Genomic DNA, 16,278 nt, shown 5'->3' with positions numbered 1-16,278 from the left:
ACCACCGACACAAAGGACATTAGACTGGGAGATGTGAATGAAACCGGTGAAATTGCACTCCTGCCAGAGAACTACTCAGACAAGGTGTTCGCCATCCTGCTCGGCTTGGCCGACGGCGCAACCCACGCCCGCGACGACATCGATCCCGGTGCCACCGAAATCCTCCCGCTCTACCTGGCCGACGGCCTGCTCGAAGCCCTCGAATGGGCCAACGACGGGGTGGCCAGCGACGAAGCCGCCTGCATGTGGCTCGCCGCGCTGCGCGGCTACAACAAGCTGGCCGGGTCCTTCCCGGACAACGCCCCGCAGCCGCTGAACCGCTGGATCGACGAGGAATTCTCCCGCGTGGAGATCTTCGAGACGATCCACCCCGGCGACCCGCTGAACCTTGCCGGCCTGGACTCCAAGGACATGGGCCAGCCCGGGCGCCCGACAGGTCCCGGCGCCGACTCCACCGGCGTGCTGCCGCGCGCCGCGATCGCCGCGCTGCTCGGGCGCGTGCCGGTGAGCACCACCGCGACCCTGGCCCGCGCTGCCGCGTACCTCACCCACGACGCCCAGGCCGCCGAGACCTGCATCGCCGCCGCGAAGATCATCCGCTCCGCCATGGAACGCGGCGAGGACGCCGCCGCCGAGTGGCAGCAGCTGCTGGAGCCGCTTCAAGGCACCGCCGCGCAGGCGCTGCGCGAGATCGTGTCCCGCGTCGGCGAGGGGCTCGGCCAGTCGCCGGTCGACGCCTACAACGCCTACTTCGCCGAGGACGAGCAGGAGCAGGCCGAGGAGGACTCGGACATCGCCGCCATGCCGGCAGCTTCCTCCCAGGCCGAGGTGGTCCGCGATCCGGAGGTCGACGCCTACGCGGTGGCCCTGCTGTCGGCCATCCACGGCTCGGATGCGGTGGGCGAACGCCCAGCCAGCGCGCTGGATGACATCATCTCCGAGCTGCACGACCGCTGGATGGCGCTGCTCGTCTAGCCCGCACCAAGCCCGGATAAAAAACACCGCGCACCCTTCGGGGTGTGCGGCGTTCTGTATTAGGTGGCCTGCTATGCGTGCGTGCCGTGCGGGTCGGCGCTTCCCGGCTGCGTGGTGCGCAGTCCCGGGGCGAAGCTGAGGAACGCTGCGGCGACTCCGGCCAGGCCCAGCCACAGCGCGGTGTCGAACACGGTTTTGGCGACGATCCCGCATTCGCCGGCCGCGGCGCCCAGATCCAGTGCCCCGGCGGGCATGCCGCAGGCGGCCCCCTGGAAGGAGAGCGGACACAGCATGGCCAGCGCTGCAGCGCCGGTCAGCAGGACCGCGCCCCCGGCGATGCAGGCGCCGCAACGGGCCATGCGGGTGCGCCGGGCCAGGAAGATGGCCAGGCAGGCGGCGAAAAGCAGTCCCGCCAGCGACAGGACAAAACCTGCAGGCGGTTCGGAAAGAAAATCGATCATGCACAGTGCTTCGTTCGGCGGCTAGTTCAGTGCAAACCTATCAGCTGCGCGGCGTGCCGGAGGTGAACACCAGCGGTATTCCCAGTGAACTGGCACCTAGGCGGTCAGCCCGAAACCGCCGACCATCTGCAGGAATTCACCCTCGGAGATGATGGACACGCGCTGGCCCTTTTCGCGCAGGCGCAGCACGTGTTTGGCCTTGTTGGTCAGCCGGCCGGTGGCCAGATCCTGCGGGACGAAGCCGTCGCCGACCACCAGCGCGGTGGTGGCGCGGGTGACGCGGGATGCCGACTGGGCGCCGTGCTCGGCCGCCATTTCCTTGGCCTTGGGCCGCGGCAGGCTCAGGTTGCCGGTGAACACGATGACCTGGCCGTAGAGCGGGTGGCTGGGATCCGAATCCAGGTTCGGCTGCGGGTTGGGGCCTTCCTGCGGCCAGTTGCCGAACTCACCCTGCGGGGGCAGCGGGTTGCCGGAGGCAAGCCAGCCCTGCGCGTCGCGGGTGGCACGGGAAAGCGCGTCGCCCGGGTTCCAGGCCTGGGTCAGGCCAAGCCCCACGCGGTAGTGGTCGGCGGTCTGCAGCACCGAGCTGGTGCCACTGCGCTCGGCCATGTCGATCATCGCCCAGGCGCAGGCCACGGAGTCGGCGAGCGCCTCGTGGTGGTTCTCGATGGGATGGCCGGCTTCTTCGGCCACGAACGGCAGCGAGTAGCTGGGCAGGTCGTAGGCCTTGCGGGAGAGCTTGACGGTGCACAGGTGCGCGATCTGCGGCACCGGGCGCTCGCTGGCCTCGGAAGCCGCGCGGATCACCCCGGAGTCGAAGGCGGAATTGTGCGCCACGAGCACGTCGGAGCCGACGAAGTCCAGCAGGTCAGGCAGCTTCGTATCCACGCGCGGAGCGTCGGCGACCATGTCTGCGGTGATGTGGTGGATGGAGACGTTGCGCGGGTCGAAATGGTCGAACCCTGCCGGCGGCTTCATGAGCCATTGCTCGGTTTCAACGATGCGCCCGGAGCGTACCTTGACCAGGCCGACCGAGCAGGCCGAGCCGATAAATCCGTTTGCTGTCTCAAAATCTACTGCAGTGAAGTCCAAAGCCACGCCACACAGTTTACTCTGCTTTGCAGCTCCTGGCTGTGACGCAGGCCCGGTGGGGCGCGCTCCCGGCGGCACCTTCTCGTGGGCGGGCGGGTTGCGGGCCGAGTTGCCAAGGTGCCGCTCCAGATCCCCGCATCTTCGTGGTGACCAGTGTTTTCATCGGTATTCGAACGACCTGCCGGGCCGCGACTACTTTCTGGTTTCCGCATCCACCCCGCAAGGCGTCTCACATGGCCGCACGACGAGCGGGCATGGCAACGGCGGACCGGGGTCCTGCCGCATTCCGCACAGGCTTCCCGGTCCGCCGTATCTCCAGGACTTCGTCTCCCGTGCCCTAGATGGTGGCCTTGCGCAGGGTCAGGTAGGACGATCCCGCCAGCAGGACGGCCAGTCCTGCGCCGAGTGCCGTGACCCCCGCCGCGGTCCAGCCTGCCAGCCAGCGGCCGACCTCGGGCCAGCTTTCGGTCAGCGTGATCAGCGCAACCGTTCCCAGCAGGGCAAGCCCCAGTCCGATGGTGAAGACCAGCACTCCGGTGGTCCGCCAGCGCATGTACAGCGTCGCGGCGTAGAAGCCGACCATGAACAGCAGCACCGTGAGCATGAAGTAGAACAGGATCTGCGTCAGCCAGTTGTTCTCGGCGATCCACTGCAGGGCGAAGAACCGGCCGTCCACTCCCCAGCCACCGGTGGCCTCCTCCAGCAGGCCCATCAGGTAGTAGAAGACTGCCAGCACCATGGCGCAGCCGCCGAACAGCGCGAGAGTTCCCAGGTAGAAGCTGCGCCGCGAGACGCTCATGGCCATCGCGAACGGGAAGGTGAGCGTCAGGGCCTGGATGCCGAGGGCCAGGAAGTACCACATGGGCGCCTGGGCACCTCCGCCGTAGAGGGTTCCTTCGCCTCCGCCGCGGCGTACCAGGTACCAGACGGCCAGGGTGAACAGGAACGATCCGGCCAGCACGATCAGGGGGATGCCGATGAACGTCCACTTGTTGATCAGTTGCATGCGTGCGACTTTCATGATGCGGCTCATTTGATGGCCTGCCTCTCGGTAGTCTGTTCCCGGTCCGATTGGGAGCTCAGCGTGCTGCGGACCACCAGCTGCTGCAGCGATACGGGGCTGAGTTCCAGCCCCAGGATCTGCGCCCGTTCGCGCTGTTCGGCGGTGAGCCGGGCGCGGATGGAAATACTGGCCAGCGAGCCCAGTGCATCGCGGTGGATGACCGGGTAGCCGGCGATGAATTCCTCGACCTTCTGGGCGCTGCCGGTGACGGTGACGGCCGCGCCCTGCAGATCCTCGGCCTCGGAATCGATGATGATCCTGCCCTGGTCGATCACGATCACGTGCTCCAGCAGGTTGGCGACCTCGTCGATCAGGTGGCTGGAGAGCACGATGGTGCGCGGGTGCTGCGCGAAGTCCTCGACCAGGCGGTCGTAGAAGATCTGCCGGGCCACGGCGTCCAGTCCCAGGTAGGGCTCGTCGAAAAAGGTGATCTCGGCACGCGAGGCCATCCCGATGATCACGCCCACCGCGGAAAGCTGGCCGCGCGAGAGTTTCTTGATCCGCCGATTGAGCGGAAGGTTGAAGGCCTTCACCAGGTCCTGGGCGAGCTGCTCGTTCCAGTTCTCGAAGAAGATAGCCGCGGCGCTGAATGCCTGTCGGACCTTGAAATCGTCAGGGTACTTCTGCGATTCGCGGATGAAGCACAGCCGCGCCAAGGTGGGGTCATGCTCAAAGGGCGTGTGCCCGAAAATTTCAGCCGTGCCCCGGTCCGCGAAGTTCTGCCCGGTGAGGATGGACATCAACGTGGTTTTGCCCGCTCCGTTGCGTCCGAGCAGCCCGTAGATCCGGTTCGGCGCGAGATTGAGGCTGACCCCATCCAGCGCCCTGACATCCTTGTAGGTCTTGGCCAGGTCCCGGGTGGTGATGGCTGGTGTTTCACTCATGGCTCATTCCTGCCTGTGCTTCTAAGTCCGGCGGTGTTAACCGGCCGAGGTTGATTTGATCATGGCAATCAGTTCATCCATTTCGATCCCGAGCTTGGCCGCTTCGGCGGTCAAGGGGGTGACGAACTGTTTGGCGAAGTGTTCCCGGCGGCTGCTGCGCAGCTTGGCCGGCGCGCCCTGGGCGACGAACATTCCGATGCCCCTTTTCTTGTACAAAAGCCCCTCTTCCACCAGCCTGTTGATGCCCTTAGCGGCGGTTGCCGGGTTGATCCGGTAGAAGGCGGCGAACTCGTTGGTGGATGGAACCTGCGACTCTTCGGGCAGGGTTCCGGAAATGATGTCGTTTTCGATCAGTTCGGAAATCTGCATGAAGATCGGCTTGGAATCATCGATCATCTTTGCTCCTCTCCACGCCCGATCCCACACCTTACTTAGTGGGTTCGTTACTCATGTAACTAACCATAGGACCTTGGCAATGGTGACGCAATACCTCGGGGCGAATGGATTCTAAGAATTCTCAAACTGCTTGCTCAAGCAAAGTCGTCCAACGCCCGGATTCCCGCGGAAATCCAGCGATTCCATTCACAGCAAAAAGCTCCGCCGGAAGCCCGTTGACCCGCATCTGACCTGCGCCTTAGGTGTTTCAGGAGGCAGCCAAAGAAAGCACACAGTCACTGGTACAAAGCTGAAAGCGCCCCTCCCCAACGTCCCCTCCAAGGAAGAAACCCCATGAATATCCTGCTTTTCGCCGCCGTGGACCTGGTAGCCATCGCGGTGCTGGCCATCGGCCTCTACCTGCCCCGGCATCGACGACGCGATCTGGTGGTGTCCTACTTCGGCATCAACGTCGGCGTTTTCGCCGTGGCCGCGGCCCTATCCGGCAGTTCCGTCGGCATCGGCATGGGACTCGGCCTGTTCGGCGTTCTGTCGATCATCCGCCTGCGTTCCACCGAGCTTGAGCAGCATGAGATCGCCTACTACTTCTGTGCCCTGGCCATCGGCCTGATTGCGGGCATGGCCCCGGATCCGCTGTGGCTGCCGATCGCGCTGATCGCGCTGATCCTGCTGGTCATGTTCGCCGCCGACGGCTCCAAGGTGCTGCCCCGCTACCGACACCAGGAAATCGTCCTGGACCGGGCCTTGGGCGGCGACGAGGAGCTGCACGCCTATCTGTCCTCGGTCCTTCCCGGTGCCTGGATCCACCAGTGCACGGTGCAGCAGGTGGATCTGGTCAATGACAAAACGATCGTCAAGGTCCGCTTCTCCGCCGCCGCGCCGTCCAGCGGGCTTGGCGGCCCTGCTTCGGCCAGACCCGTTCCGCCGCTGCCGCGCACGAAGCCGGCCGGCACCGCACTGACCGCCGAAAACCATGAAGCCATCTCCCAGGAGTCGCGATGAACCGGGAAACCGTCACGGATTGGGTCCATCAGCTTCCCTCCATCACCTTGGAGGAGCTCAACGACAACGCGGCGCTGCAAACCCGTGTCGACCGCAAGTACATCCTCACCGCAGCGCAAGCAGGTCAGCTGCTTCCGGTGCTGGCCGCCGGGGCCCAGGTGCTGCAGATCGACCAGCTGCGCAGTTTCAGGTACTCGTCGGTCTACTTCGACACCCCCGAATTGGCCAGCTTCCACCTCGCGGCCCACCCGCGGCGGCGGCGCTTCAAGGTCCGCACCCGAAGCTACCTGGACACCGGAGCCTGTTTCCTGGAAGTCAAGACCGAAGGCGCACGGGAGCAGACGGTCAAGGAGCGCATCGAACACAACCCGGCTGAACGCAGCAATTTGGACGCCGAAGCCCGCGACTACGTCCGGCAGACGCTGGAGCACGAACTGGGCGACTGCCGAATCGACGTGGAACTGCTCGCACCGGTCATCGAGTCCTCCTACCGGCGCACCACGCTCTACCGGGCCGAATCCGGCAGCCGCGTCACGATCGACGAGCAGCTGCGCTGGGCCGATCCGCTCGGGCGCGGCCTGCTGCGCTGCAACGAGGTGGTGCTGGAGACCAAGTCGGCGCTGAATGCCGGGGAGGTCGACCGGCTGCTGTGGCGCCACGGGGTGCGCCCCTCGCGCATCTCCAAGTTCGCCACCGGAATGGGCCTGCTGCACGCAGGGCTCCCGGCGAACCGCTGGCACCAGAGCACCAAATACAAGATCACCACCGAGTTTTCCCTCCAGGACTAGGAGCACGGAACATGTATCCCCGCGACAAATTCACGCATTCCGCCCCCGACGGTCCCCGGCGCGGCGCCCGCAACCTGATGACCATGGCCGCGACGCTGTCCATCGCCGCCATGGCGCTGGCCGGCTGCAGCCCGGTCCCCGGCGCCCAGGCCACCGACGGCATCGTCAACACCCAGGTCAGCGCCGAGACCGCGAGCTTCTTCAACAGCGATTCGGTACACGAGATCAACGTCGAGGCCGACGAGCAGGACGTGGCCGCAGCGCTGGAGGCCTATGAGTCGGAGCAGTCCAAGGAATGGATCAGCGCAACCGTCACCATCGACGGCACCGTATTCCAGAACGCCGGCCTGCGGCTGAAGGGCAATTCCACGCTGCGCCAGGCGGACACCGTTTCGGACCCGCAGGACCTGCCCTGGCAGATCCGGCTGGACAAATTCGTCGACGGCCAGAGCTACGCGGGCCGCACGCAGTTCGTGGTGCGCACCAACACCTCGCAGACCTCGCTGAACGAGGCAGTGGCGCTGGCGTTGCTCGGCGAGGCGGGGCTGGCCACCGAGCAGGCGGCGGCCACCCGGTTCACGCTTAACGGCTCCGCGGCCCAGCTCCGGCTGGTCATCGACAATCCCTCTGATGAGCTGTACAGCGCGGCGGTGTTCACCGGTGAAGGCATCACCTACAAGGCCGATTCCAGCGGCGACTACACCTACCGAGGCGCCAGCGGCAGCGACTACGACAGCGCCTTCAGCGTGGAGTCAGGGGCCGAGGACCTGACGCCGATCGCCGAGTTCCTGGACTTCGTGAACAACTCCTCCGACGCGGACTTCGCCGCGCAGCTGGCCGAGCATCTGGACGTCGACCAGTTCGCGACCTATCTGGCGATGCAGGACCTGGTCGCGAATTCCGATGACATCGACGGGCCGGGCAACAACTCGTTCCTGCGCTACGACACCTCCAGCGGCACGATGACCGTGGTCGCGTGGGACCAGAACCTGTCCTTCGGCGGCATGGGTGGCATGGGCGGTGCTCGCGGCGGCGCCGACGGCCCAGGCGGGAGCGGCCCGGTGACCGACGCGATGCTCGAACGCTTCCTTCCCGCCGGCGCGGATGTGCAGGCGGCGGCGGCGCAGATCACGCGGGGAATCGTGCCCGAGGGCGCGGCCCTGCCCGAAGGCATGAAGCTCACCGGGGACACCACCTTGCTGCAGGTGCTGCAGCAGCTGGCCAAGGGCGAGATGCCCGCCGGCCTGTCACCGCAGGACGGGCAGCGCCCCGGGCAGCAGGACGCAGGCGGATCTGCCGACCCCGGGGCGCAGGGCGACGGGCAGGGCGATGTACCGGCAGGGCGCCCGCGCGCAGCGAACGACAATCCGCTGGTCACCCGGTTCCTGGCCAACACGGACTTCAGTGCCAAGGTCGAACAGGCGAAAACCGAACTGACCGCGAAGCTCTACGATTCGGGGGCGGCGCAGCAGATCCTGGACACCTGGAGCGCGCTGCTCACCAGCCAGGCAGGCGACCTGGTCGACGCGGATACGGTGGCATCGGAGGCGGAAGCGATCAGCGCCTACTTCACCAAGGACACCGGCTCGGGCGCGGGCCAGGCGCCGGGTCTGGTTCCGGGGCAGGCTCCGCAGCGCGGTTCCCGGCAGGACGAGGCGACGTAAAACACGGCGGACCCCGACTCCGGCCAGTCCTGAACCATCCAGGGGCAGGAAAAAATCCGGCATCCCGCCGCTGCGAGGCGGAAGGATGCCGGATTGTGATGTGGCAGCCGGCTGCTAGCGGGCGGCGAGCGCCTTGGTCACCTCGTCGATGATCACCGGCAGCAGCGCGGCGAACGCGCGGGCGCGGTGCGAGATCGCGTTCTTCTCCTCGGGGGTGTGCTCGGCCATGGTCTTGCCGGAGCCCTCGGGTTCGAAGATCGGGTCGTAGCCGAAGCCGTGGGATCCGGCGCGCTGGGTGCGCAGCACTCCGGCCGAGGTGCCCAGTTCCACGTGCTCGGCACCGGCCGGGGTGGCCAGCGCGGCGGCGCAGACGAACTGCGCGGCGCGGTGCTCTGCGGCGATATCCCCCAGCTGAGCGAGCAGCAGGTCGATGTTCGCCTCGTCGTCGCCGTGCACGCCCGACCAGCGGGCGGAGAAGATGCCCGGGGCGCCGCCCAGCACGTCGACGCTCAGCCCGGAGTCGTCGGCCAGCGCGATCAGCCCGCTGGAGGCGGCGACCTCGCGGGCCTTCTTCAGCGCGTTGCCGGCGAAGGTGACCTGGTCCTCGACCGGGTCGCTGGCCCCGGCGGCGGCCGCGTCGATCACCTGGGTGTCGACGTCCAGCCCCGGAACCTTGCCGCGCAGCAGCTCGCGCAGTTCGCGCAGCTTGCCGGCGTTGTGCGAGGCCAGGACCAGCACGGGCGCGCTCACTGGGCGGCCCGCAGGGTCTCCCGCTGGATCTGCGCGAGCTCGTTGGTGCCGCCCAGGGCGAGGTCCAGCAGCGCGTCCAGCTCGGCGCGCTTGAACGGCGCGCCCTCGGCGGTGCCCTGCACCTCGACGAAGTCGCCGGAGCCGGTGACCACGACGTTCATGTCGGTCTCCGCGCGCACGTCTTCCTCGTAGGGCAGGTCAAGCATCGGGGTGCCGTCGATGATGCCCACCGAGATGGCGGCGACCGAGTCGGTCAGCACCTTGGCGTTCTGCTTCAGGATGCCCTGGGAGCGGGCCCACTCGATGGCCTCGGCCAGCGCCACATAGGCGCCGGTGATCGCGGCGGTGCGGGTGCCGCCGTCGGCCTGCAGCACGTCGCAGTCGAGCACGATGGTGTTCTCGCCCAGCTGCTTGGTGTCCACCACGGCGCGCAGCGAGCGGCCGATCAGGCGGGAGATCTCATGGGTGCGTCCGGAGAGCTTGCCCTTGACCGATTCGCGTGAGTTGCGGGTGTTGGTGGCACGCGGGAGCATGGCGTATTCGGCGGTGACCCAGCCGGTGCCCTCGCCCTTCAGCCAGCGCGGCACGCCTTCGGTGAACGACGCGGTGCACAGCACGCGCGTGTTGCCGAATTCGATCAGGGCCGAGCCTTCGGCCTGGGCGGACCAGCCGCGGGTGATGGTAATGTCTCGAAGTTGCGCGGCGCCTCGGCCGTCGGCACGTAAAGTCATGCTTCCATCCTATCCACTGGCCGGGCTCCGCCGCGCACATCGGGCCTACGCTTCGGGGTGGATCACCACACAGCAGCGCCCCTCGGCGGGGCTGAGCTCGGCGCGCCGCGCATCGCAGCGGCATCCGGCGAGCACCCCGGAGATCAGCTCCTGGTTCATCGAGCAGACCATCTGGGTCTGGTGCTGGGCCACCAGGTGGAAGGGGCAGTTGGCCATGGTGATGTCGCCGTTCTCCTCCTGCACCGGCTCGTAGCCCAGCTCGCGCAGCAGCTGCATCAAGTCCTCGCCCGACTCCCCCAGCTCGATCCCCTCGCTGCGCGCGGCGGCCAGCAGCGCACCCATCACGACGCCGCTGCTATCGCTCGCGGCAGCGGTGGCCAGCAGGCTTCCGAGCAGCCGGTAGTTGCGCGGCGGCACGGTCAGCGAGATCTCCTGCTGCGCAGGCTCGTAGAGCTTGGCCGGACGGCCGGCGCCGGGCCCGGTTTTCCCCTGCAGCCGGGCATAGGTGGTCGCGAGCAGCCCGGCCTCGCTCAGGTTGTCCAGGTGGTAGGCGGCCAGCGTGCGGCTGATCCCGGCCGCGGCCGCCGCCTCGTCCCGGCTAACCGGCTCGCTGCGGGAAAGGACGTAGTCGAAGAGGCGGCGGCGCACCGGATCCGTCAGCGTTTTGAGCATTTGCTGGGTCATGGGTTTCTGCATCTTCGACATGACCGAATTCTATCAACAATAGATCTTGACAAATAGGGTTAAGCGGAGAATTCTAAGATGCACATACATTAGTTTTAGAGGGTGGTGATCATGAATGCTGCCTACAGCGGGCGTCTCCCTGCGTCCCTGGCCCCGGCAACTTTTGGTGCACGGATCTTCAGTGATCCGTCGTTCGGTGCGTTCTGGATCTTGCGCATCGGTTTTGTCCTCCTGCCGCTGCTGATGGGCGTGGACAAGTTCTTCAACGTCATGACCTACTGGCCGGACTACCTGGCCCCGTGGGTTCTCTCGCTGCTGCCGTTCTCGGCGGCCACGGCGATGTACCTGGTCGGGGCGGTGGAGATCATCGCAGGCATCGCGATCGCGATCAAGCCGCGCTATGCCAGCTACATCGTTGCCCTCTGGCTGCTTGGCATCATCGTGAACCTGTTGCTGCTCGGCGGCGTGCTGGATGTCGCCCTGCGCGATGTCGGGCTGCTCATCGCGGCGCTGGCGCTCTCCCGCCTCGCCGCGGAATTCGATCCGCCCTTCGGTGCGCGCCAGCGGAAGGCACGCACCTCATGAATCCTCTCGACCAACTCGGCGAGGCCTTGGCCGAGGTGGAGGAACTTGACGGGCAGGCTCCCGGCCTGCCCGCCCGGGTGCTGTCTCCTCAGCAGGCCGGGGAAATGGACCTCGCGGCGGCCGAACACGCCGCCGGCGAATTCCTGCGTGCACTGGGCATGGACCTGGGCGCGGTGCATCTGCAGCGCACCCCCGCCCGCATGGCGCAAGCCTGGGCGCAGATGCTGACCCCGCGCGACTTCTCCTTCACGACATTCCCCAACGAGGAGCACTACGACCAGCTGGTGGTGCTGCGCGATATTCCGGTTCGCTCGGTGTGCGAGCACCACCTGCTCCCCTTCACCGGGCGGGCCGGCGTGGGCTACCTGCCCGGCGAGCGCAGCGTGGGCCTGTCGAAGCTGGCGCGCATCGTCGAGCACTTCGCCTGCCGTCCGCAGACCCAGGAACGGCTGACCCAGCAGATCGCCGATTGGCTGCGCAAGGTGCTGAGCCCGCGGGCGGTCGGAGTGGTGATTTCCGCCGAGCATTCGTGCATGAGCCTGCGCGGGGCCAACATCCCGGGCACCAGCACGGTGACCTCCGCCCTGCTCGGGCACCTGCGGGACAACGCCGGCGCACGGCAGGAATTCCTGTCCTTCTCCGGCCTGATGAACAGCCGAGATTCCGGCTCGACAGCGCTTTGCCCGGACTGCACGCCTAGTGAAAGGAACATCCAATGAGCACCGATGGACATGTGGTGATCGTCGGCGGCGGGTTGGCCGCGGCAAAGAGCGCAGAGCACCTGCGGCTGCAGGGCTACGCGGGGCCGGTCACGATCTTCGCCGGCGAGGACCACCTGCCCTACGAGCGCCCGCCGTTTTCCAAGGACTACCTGCAGGGCAAGTCTGAGTTCGACCAGGCGCTGGTGCACCCCAAGCAGTGGTACGCGGTCAACCACGTCAATGTCCGGCAGGCAACCAGCGTCGTGGCGCTCGACCCGGTGGACAAGAAGCTGCGGACCTCGGCCGGGGACACAGTGGACTGGGACACCCTGATCCTCGCCACCGGCTCCGTCCCGCGCCGCCTGCCGCTGCCCGGCACCGACGCTCAGAACGTCTACTACCTGCGCACCGTCGAGGACTCCACCGCGATCCGCGAGCACTTCGGGCCCGGCCGGCGGCTGGTGCTCATCGGCGGCGGCTGGATCGGACTCGAGGTCGCCGCCGCAGCGCAACTGGCAGGAACCGAGGTGACCATCCTGGAGGGAGCCGCGCAGCCGCTGCTGGCGGTGCTCGGCCCGGAGATCTCCCCGCACTTCGCCAAGCTGCACACCGACCACGGGGTCAACCTGCGCTGCAGCGTGACGGCGAGGTGGTGCCGGCCGATGCGGTGGTCATCGGCATCGGCGTCGCCCCGCAGATCGAGCTGGCGCAGGCCGCCGGGCTGAAAACCAAGAACGGCGTGCTGGTGGATTCCGCGCTGCAGAGCAGCAATCCGGACATCTACGCGGTGGGCGACATCGCGAACCACAACCATCCGGTCCTCGAACGCCGGGTGCGCGTGGAGCACTGGGCCACCGCGCTGAACCAGCCGGCCGCCGTGGCGGCGAGCATCACCGGCACACGCACCGAGTATACGGAGCTGCCCTATTTCTTCAGCGACCAGTACGACCTGGGGATGGAGTACATCGGGTACGCGCCCCACGGATCCTACGACCGCATCATCGTGCGCGGGGATCCATCAGTGCGCGAATTCATGGCGTTCTGGGTCAATGCCCGGAACCAGGTGCTCGCCTGCATGAATGTGAACATCTGGGATGTCATGGACGACTTCAAGGCACTGATCCTGTCCCGGAAGGGCGTTGATCCGGCCAAGCTCTCCGATCCGTCAGTTCACTTGGGCGATCTGTTCTAGGAGATCCGTTCAGGCACCATCTGGTTAAAGCAGTCGGCCATCCGGAACCTCCCTTCTGGGAAGTCCCGGATGGCCGATTGCCTTGGCCGGCAGCCAGCGGCTACATGCTCGCGCAGTGCTCCGTGGACGGCGCGGCTGCCTTCTGCTTGGCGCGCGGGACGATCTTGTCGAAGACCCAGGCGAAAACGAAGGTGTAGATCAGGAAGAAGACCAGCAGGCCTGCTTCCAGCATCAGCGCCTCAAGAATCGTGACGCCGAGGATGAGCGCGAGGATGGGGACCAGGATGACCACCAGTCCGCCCTCGAAGCCCAGCGCGTGGGCAATGCGGCGGCGCAGCGTGCGCTGGGTGTTGTCCTGCCGCTGCTCCCACGCGTCGAACATCATGTTGAAGAGGTAGTTCCAGATCAGCGCGACCGCCGAGAAAACGACTGCGACGGTGGATGAATGCGATCCGGAAAACCCGAGAAGCGAAAGGCCGAAGGTGGTCGCGACAATGGCGATGAGCTCATAGCTGACGACGTAAACAACCCGGCGAAGCGTGGCGGACACGAAAATCTCTCTCAATACGTTGATGCCACAGGAAGTCCTCGATGAGGTTTCGCGTCCATGGTCAGTGAATAAACCGGCAAGGCGGCGGTAATCCTGCCGGCCCTGCTGATTTAACGCTAGCACCAAGGAAACACCGGGGCATTAACTGGTAATCAAGCTCACCACCTGCGCATTAACTCATCAGGCCCGAAACCGGTGATACCGGTTCCGGGCCTTGTTCACGATGACTATTTTGTTTCGGCCATCCAGATCAGGATGTCAGCCAGGCGCAATACTGACATAGCGCGGCCATCCGGTGTCTCCTGCGCTGCTGCAAGCGGAGCCAGCCAATCAATTTCATTGCGAAGGTCATGCCATAGAGCACGGCGTACCTTAGCGGGCGAAGTGACACCGTAGAACTTCCGAACACGCGAGTCGATAATCGGGACAATCTGGGGCGCGCGACGGTGAAGGACCTTGGAGACGGTAACCGCGGTCCACTTCGGCATTGCGATTGATGCGGTATTGGCTGCCGCGAGAGGAGCGACACATGCTTCCAGGGATTCAATGTCGCTGAAGCTTTCAAATGCTGGCGCATCCTTGAACGTTTCAAGCGCGTGGTCCAGCGCCGCCCGCAGCTTTTGCGCATCCTCGAGCCCCTCGGTAAAGAGCGGAATAACTTCAGGGGCGCTGAGCTTCAGGCTCAGGAGATTCGCCATGAGCACATCAGCCGGGGACAGCGGCTCCGACGGATTGCCGAGAACATCATAGGTATTAAACGCATACCAGTTGCTTGTCGACGTGTATTTTTCCAGCGTCTCTTTCGCTGTCTCCCGCAATTCCGCGAGGCTACGTGAAGGCACGGCCGAATACCGCTTTCTGTGGGGGCGCTGGTGGCCAGCGCCGGATCTGGATTGCTACTTCTTGCGCTTGAGCAGCGGGAACTTGCGGGTCTTCTCGTACTTGACCACCGGCAGCGTACCGGTTTCCGAGACGATGTAGTCGGTGCCGCGGTCGCCCTTGAACAGCTCCGGATCCTTGCCGTCCTTCAGGCTGCCCGAGTACACGCCGTAGGTGACACCGGAAACCGCCACGGCGATGCCGCGGTCGTAGGTTTCCCGAGCCTCTTCGACCACCTTGTTGATGTCGGTCCACACCGGGATGTGGGTCAGCAGCATGCGTTCGGCCTGCGCGGCGGTCGCCATTTCGCCGGCGCGCTTGCCAGTCAGGTGCACGCCGTCGATCGCGTCGTCGCGGCCTTCCTCGAAGGCTGCCTCGCACAGGAACATGTCCGCCTTGTGGGCTGCATCGACCAGGCCCTGGCAGGTGTCGGTGTCGCCCGAGTAGGTAAGCACGCTGGTCATGATCTCGCCCTCGGGGGTCGGTTCGCGGGCCTCCACGCGCAGGGCGTAGGCCTCCTCGATCGGGTGGCGCACCGGGTACGGGGTGATCGTGAACGGTCCAAGGTGCACCGGCGTCAGCGGCTCCCAGACCTGGAAGTTGTAGTCCTGGTGCATGGTGTCGCCCTCGGGCAGCCCGTAGGCGGTCTCGATGCGGTTGGCCGTGTCGGCCGGGCCGTGCACCAGCATCTTCTCGCGGCCCCAGCCGGTGGGATCCCAGCGGATCGCCACGTGCAGGCCGCACAAGTCCATGCAGTGATCCGGATGAAGGTGCGAGATCATGATCCCGTCGATGTCCTTCAGATCGGTGTAGCGCTGCAGGACGCCGAGCGCGCCGGAGCCCAGATCCAGCAGGATCTTCCAGTCGCGCGTGCCATCAAAGGCCGACACCAGGTAGCAGGACGCGGGAGAGCCCGGCCCCGGGAACGACCCGGTGCATCCAATGATGGTCAACTTCATTCGGTTCTCGCTTTCGACGCGGCGATCATCTGCGGGGTAATCCGCGCGATGGCTCCGGTCGGATAGTGGGCGGCCACATGGTCCACATGGCGCACCTGCAATACCTCGGGGCCGAGGAAGCGGCGTGCCAGTACCCCAAAGCTATCAGCGTTGCCCGTCGCAAGGAATTCGTGACGCGCCGTCGCCCCGTCCTCGCGGACCAGGGAATGCTTGGTCAGCGCCCTGAACGCGTCCTTGGCGGTCTCCTCCGCGGAGGACACCAAGGTCACCGAATCCCCCATCACGTAGGAGATCACGCCGGTGAGCAGCGGGTAGTGGGTGCAGCCCAGGATCAGCGTGTCCACGCCCTTGGCCTGCAGCGGGGCCAGGTACTCCTCGGCGATGCCCAGCAGCTCCGGTCCGGCGGTGATGCCGGATTCGACGAACTCCACGAACCGCGGGCACGCCACGGAGGTCACTTCCAGGTTCGGGGCGGCGGCGAAGGCGTCCTCGTAGGCGCGCGAGCCCACGGTGGCCTGGGTGCCGATGATGCCGATCTTGCCGTTCTTGGTGCCTGCCACCGCGCGGCGCACGGCCGGCTGGATGACCTCGACCACGGGGATGCCGTAGCGGGCGGTGTAGCGTTCACGGGCGTCGCGCAGCACCGCGGCGGAGGCCGAGTTGCAGGCGATGACCAGCAGCTTCACCCCGGCGTCCACCAGTTCGTCCATCACGCCCAGCGCGTTCGCGCGCACCTGGGCGATGGGCAGCGGGCCGTAGGGAGAGTTCTTGGTGTCCCCGACGTAGATCAGCGACTCCCCGGGCAGCTGGTCGATGATGGCGCGCGCGACGGTCAGCCCGCCCACGCCCGAGTCGAAGATGCCGATGGGGGTGTCGGCGTCCGGTGCGGAAACCTGTCCGGTGGCGAAAAATGAGTTCACGT

The 16,278-nt window shown here is 66.1% G+C and carries 18 protein-coding genes and 2 pseudogenes; 8 read left to right on the top strand and 12 right to left on the bottom strand.

Going from position 1 to position 16,278, the window contains the following annotated elements:
- The first annotated feature begins 33 nt into the window (after positions 1 to 33).
- Positions 34 to 975, top strand: coding sequence for an ADP-ribosylglycohydrolase family protein (locus tag ACTX90_RS06775; RefSeq protein WP_052772310.1), 942 nt, complete (start codon positions 34 to 36; stop codon positions 973 to 975).
- Positions 976 to 1,046: 71 nt separating this feature from the next.
- Here ACTX90_RS06775 and ACTX90_RS06770 read toward each other — a convergent pair whose 3' ends face one another.
- The 5 genes from ACTX90_RS06770 to ACTX90_RS06750 all read right to left on the bottom strand — a co-directional run bounded on the left by ACTX90_RS06770 (position 1,047) and on the right by ACTX90_RS06750 (position 4,871).
- The gene (locus ACTX90_RS06770; protein ID WP_443443576.1) at positions 1,047 to 1,436 is read right to left on the bottom strand and encodes a hypothetical protein; all 390 of its coding nucleotides are present in this window, start codon (positions 1,434 to 1,436) and stop codon (positions 1,047 to 1,049) included.
- Positions 1,437 to 1,532: 96 nt separating this feature from the next.
- Positions 1,533 to 2,534 carry a 3'-5' exonuclease gene (locus ACTX90_RS06765; RefSeq protein WP_047118776.1) on the bottom strand — a complete coding sequence of 334 codons (1,002 nt, stop codon included), beginning with the start codon at positions 2,532 to 2,534 and terminating at the stop codon, positions 1,533 to 1,535.
- Between the two features lie 331 nt (positions 2,535 to 2,865).
- Complete coding sequence (locus tag ACTX90_RS06760) at positions 2,866 to 3,549, bottom strand: hypothetical protein (RefSeq protein ID WP_231735970.1); 684 nt, start codon at positions 3,547 to 3,549, stop codon at positions 2,866 to 2,868.
- 8 nt (positions 3,550 to 3,557) lie between these two features.
- Positions 3,558 to 4,475 (bottom strand): ABC transporter ATP-binding protein, encoded by a 918-nt coding sequence (locus ACTX90_RS06755; protein ID WP_047118774.1) that lies wholly within the window; start codon positions 4,473 to 4,475, stop codon positions 3,558 to 3,560.
- A gap of 36 nt (positions 4,476 to 4,511) precedes the next feature.
- A complete protein-coding gene (locus ACTX90_RS06750) occupies positions 4,512 to 4,871 on the bottom strand; it encodes a GntR family transcriptional regulator (RefSeq protein ID WP_047118773.1) in 360 nt (119 codons plus the stop codon).
- Positions 4,872 to 5,204: 333 nt separating this feature from the next.
- On the opposite strand from ACTX90_RS06750, the gene ACTX90_RS06745 reads away from it, so the two are divergent.
- Genes ACTX90_RS06745 through ACTX90_RS06735 form a run of 3 tightly spaced genes read left to right on the top strand, consistent with a single transcriptional unit; the run spans position 5,205 to position 8,325 of the window.
- Positions 5,205 to 5,873: a DUF4956 domain-containing protein gene (locus tag ACTX90_RS06745; protein ID WP_120990312.1), complete on the top strand. Its 669-nt coding sequence runs from the start codon at positions 5,205 to 5,207 to the stop codon at positions 5,871 to 5,873.
- Positions 5,870 to 6,661: a polyphosphate polymerase domain-containing protein gene (locus ACTX90_RS06740; RefSeq protein WP_443443573.1), complete on the top strand. Its 792-nt coding sequence runs from the start codon at positions 5,870 to 5,872 to the stop codon at positions 6,659 to 6,661. Before ACTX90_RS06745 ends, ACTX90_RS06740 begins: the two co-directional genes overlap by 4 nt.
- Positions 6,662 to 6,672: 11 nt before the next feature.
- Positions 6,673 to 8,325: a CotH kinase family protein gene (locus ACTX90_RS06735; protein WP_443443571.1), complete on the top strand. Its 1,653-nt coding sequence runs from the start codon at positions 6,673 to 6,675 to the stop codon at positions 8,323 to 8,325.
- Positions 8,326 to 8,439: 114 nt separating this feature from the next.
- Here ACTX90_RS06735 and rdgB read toward each other — a convergent pair whose 3' ends face one another.
- The 3 genes from rdgB to ACTX90_RS06720 are packed head-to-tail and all read right to left on the bottom strand — an operon-like array spanning position 8,440 to position 10,511.
- The gene (gene rdgB, locus ACTX90_RS06730; protein ID WP_424572170.1) at positions 8,440 to 9,075 is read right to left on the bottom strand and encodes an RdgB/HAM1 family non-canonical purine NTP pyrophosphatase; all 636 of its coding nucleotides are present in this window, start codon (positions 9,073 to 9,075) and stop codon (positions 8,440 to 8,442) included.
- A complete protein-coding gene (gene rph, locus ACTX90_RS06725; protein WP_047118770.1) occupies positions 9,072 to 9,806 on the bottom strand; it encodes a ribonuclease PH in 735 nt (244 codons plus the stop codon). Before rph ends, rdgB begins: the two co-directional genes overlap by 4 nt.
- 45 nt (positions 9,807 to 9,851) lie before the next feature.
- Complete coding sequence (locus ACTX90_RS06720; protein WP_443443570.1) at positions 9,852 to 10,511, bottom strand: helix-turn-helix transcriptional regulator; 660 nt, start codon at positions 10,509 to 10,511, stop codon at positions 9,852 to 9,854.
- Between the two features lie 90 nt (positions 10,512 to 10,601).
- On the opposite strand from ACTX90_RS06720, the gene ACTX90_RS06715 reads away from it, so the two are divergent.
- The 4 genes and pseudogenes from ACTX90_RS06715 to ACTX90_RS06700 all read left to right on the top strand — a co-directional run bounded on the left by ACTX90_RS06715 (position 10,602) and on the right by ACTX90_RS06700 (position 12,968).
- The gene (locus tag ACTX90_RS06715) at positions 10,602 to 11,075 is read left to right on the top strand and encodes a hypothetical protein (protein WP_443443569.1); all 474 of its coding nucleotides are present in this window, start codon (positions 10,602 to 10,604) and stop codon (positions 11,073 to 11,075) included.
- Entirely contained in the window at positions 11,072 to 11,794 is a 723-nt protein-coding gene (folE, locus tag ACTX90_RS06710; protein WP_443443568.1) for a GTP cyclohydrolase I, read from the top strand. The genes ACTX90_RS06715 and folE overlap by 4 nt, the downstream gene beginning before the upstream one ends.
- Positions 11,791 to 12,584, top strand: a pseudogene (locus ACTX90_RS06705) (NAD(P)/FAD-dependent oxidoreductase); the annotation flags it as partial. The gene folE and the pseudogene ACTX90_RS06705, both read left to right, overlap by 4 nt.
- A 147-nt stretch (positions 12,585 to 12,731) precedes the next feature.
- Positions 12,732 to 12,968: an oxidoreductase C-terminal domain-containing protein gene (locus ACTX90_RS06700; RefSeq protein WP_443443994.1), complete on the top strand. Its 237-nt coding sequence runs from the start codon at positions 12,732 to 12,734 to the stop codon at positions 12,966 to 12,968.
- A 100-nt stretch (positions 12,969 to 13,068) separates the two neighbouring features.
- Here the strand turns inward: ACTX90_RS06700 and ACTX90_RS06695 are convergent, their stop codons facing one another.
- The 4 genes and pseudogenes from ACTX90_RS06695 to murI form a co-directional block, all read right to left on the bottom strand.
- A complete protein-coding gene (locus ACTX90_RS06695; RefSeq protein ID WP_443443566.1) occupies positions 13,069 to 13,518 on the bottom strand; it encodes a PACE efflux transporter in 450 nt (149 codons plus the stop codon).
- Positions 13,519 to 13,745: 227 nt separating this feature from the next.
- Positions 13,746 to 14,360 carry a DUF6308 family protein gene (locus tag ACTX90_RS06690; protein ID WP_443443565.1) on the bottom strand — a complete coding sequence of 205 codons (615 nt, stop codon included), beginning with the start codon at positions 14,358 to 14,360 and terminating at the stop codon, positions 13,746 to 13,748.
- A 201-nt stretch (positions 14,361 to 14,561) separates the two neighbouring features.
- A pseudogene (locus tag ACTX90_RS06685) lies at positions 14,562 to 15,356 on the bottom strand (MBL fold metallo-hydrolase); the annotation flags it as partial.
- On the bottom strand, positions 15,353 to 16,276 hold the full coding sequence (gene murI / locus ACTX90_RS06680) for a glutamate racemase (protein WP_047118767.1): 924 nt from the start codon (positions 16,274 to 16,276) through the stop codon (positions 15,353 to 15,355). The pseudogene ACTX90_RS06685 and the gene murI, both read right to left, overlap by 4 nt.
- Positions 16,277 to 16,278 lie beyond the last annotated feature (2 nt).

It is taken from the genome of Glutamicibacter soli (assembly GCF_052322135.1).
Lineage (GTDB): Bacteria > Actinomycetota > Actinomycetes > Actinomycetales > Micrococcaceae > Glutamicibacter > Glutamicibacter soli.
The sequence above is the reverse complement of the archived record's forward strand: the minus strand, read 5'-3'. Positions and strand labels throughout refer to the sequence as shown.

Bases quoted from the DNA above. Each gene is read 5' to 3' on its own strand.
- rph (WP_047118770.1), bottom strand. From the start codon at position 9,806: ATGACTTTACGTGCCGACGGCCGAGGCGCCGCGCAACTTCGAGACATT.
- ACTX90_RS06745 (WP_120990312.1), top strand. From the start codon at position 5,205: ATGAATATCCTGCTTTTCGCCGCCGTGGACCTGGTAGCCATCGCGGTG.
- ACTX90_RS06735 (WP_443443571.1), top strand. From the start codon at position 6,673: ATGTATCCCCGCGACAAATTCACGCATTCCGCCCCCGACGGTCCCCGG.
- ACTX90_RS06700 (WP_443443994.1), top strand. From the start codon at position 12,732: ATGGAGTACATCGGGTACGCGCCCCACGGATCCTACGACCGCATCATC.
- ACTX90_RS06760 (WP_231735970.1), bottom strand. From the start codon at position 3,549: ATGAAAGTCGCACGCATGCAACTGATCAACAAGTGGACGTTCATCGGC.
- ACTX90_RS06750 (WP_047118773.1), bottom strand. From the start codon at position 4,871: ATGATCGATGATTCCAAGCCGATCTTCATGCAGATTTCCGAACTGATC.
- ACTX90_RS06770 (WP_443443576.1), bottom strand. From the start codon at position 1,436: ATGATCGATTTTCTTTCCGAACCGCCTGCAGGTTTTGTCCTGTCGCTG.
- ACTX90_RS06755 (WP_047118774.1), bottom strand. From the start codon at position 4,475: ATGAGTGAAACACCAGCCATCACCACCCGGGACCTGGCCAAGACCTAC.
- ACTX90_RS06720 (WP_443443570.1), bottom strand. From the start codon at position 10,511: ATGTCGAAGATGCAGAAACCCATGACCCAGCAAATGCTCAAAACGCTG.
- folE (WP_443443568.1), top strand. From the start codon at position 11,072: ATGAATCCTCTCGACCAACTCGGCGAGGCCTTGGCCGAGGTGGAGGAA.
- ACTX90_RS06740 (WP_443443573.1), top strand. From the start codon at position 5,870: ATGAACCGGGAAACCGTCACGGATTGGGTCCATCAGCTTCCCTCCATC.
- ACTX90_RS06715 (WP_443443569.1), top strand. From the start codon at position 10,602: ATGAATGCTGCCTACAGCGGGCGTCTCCCTGCGTCCCTGGCCCCGGCA.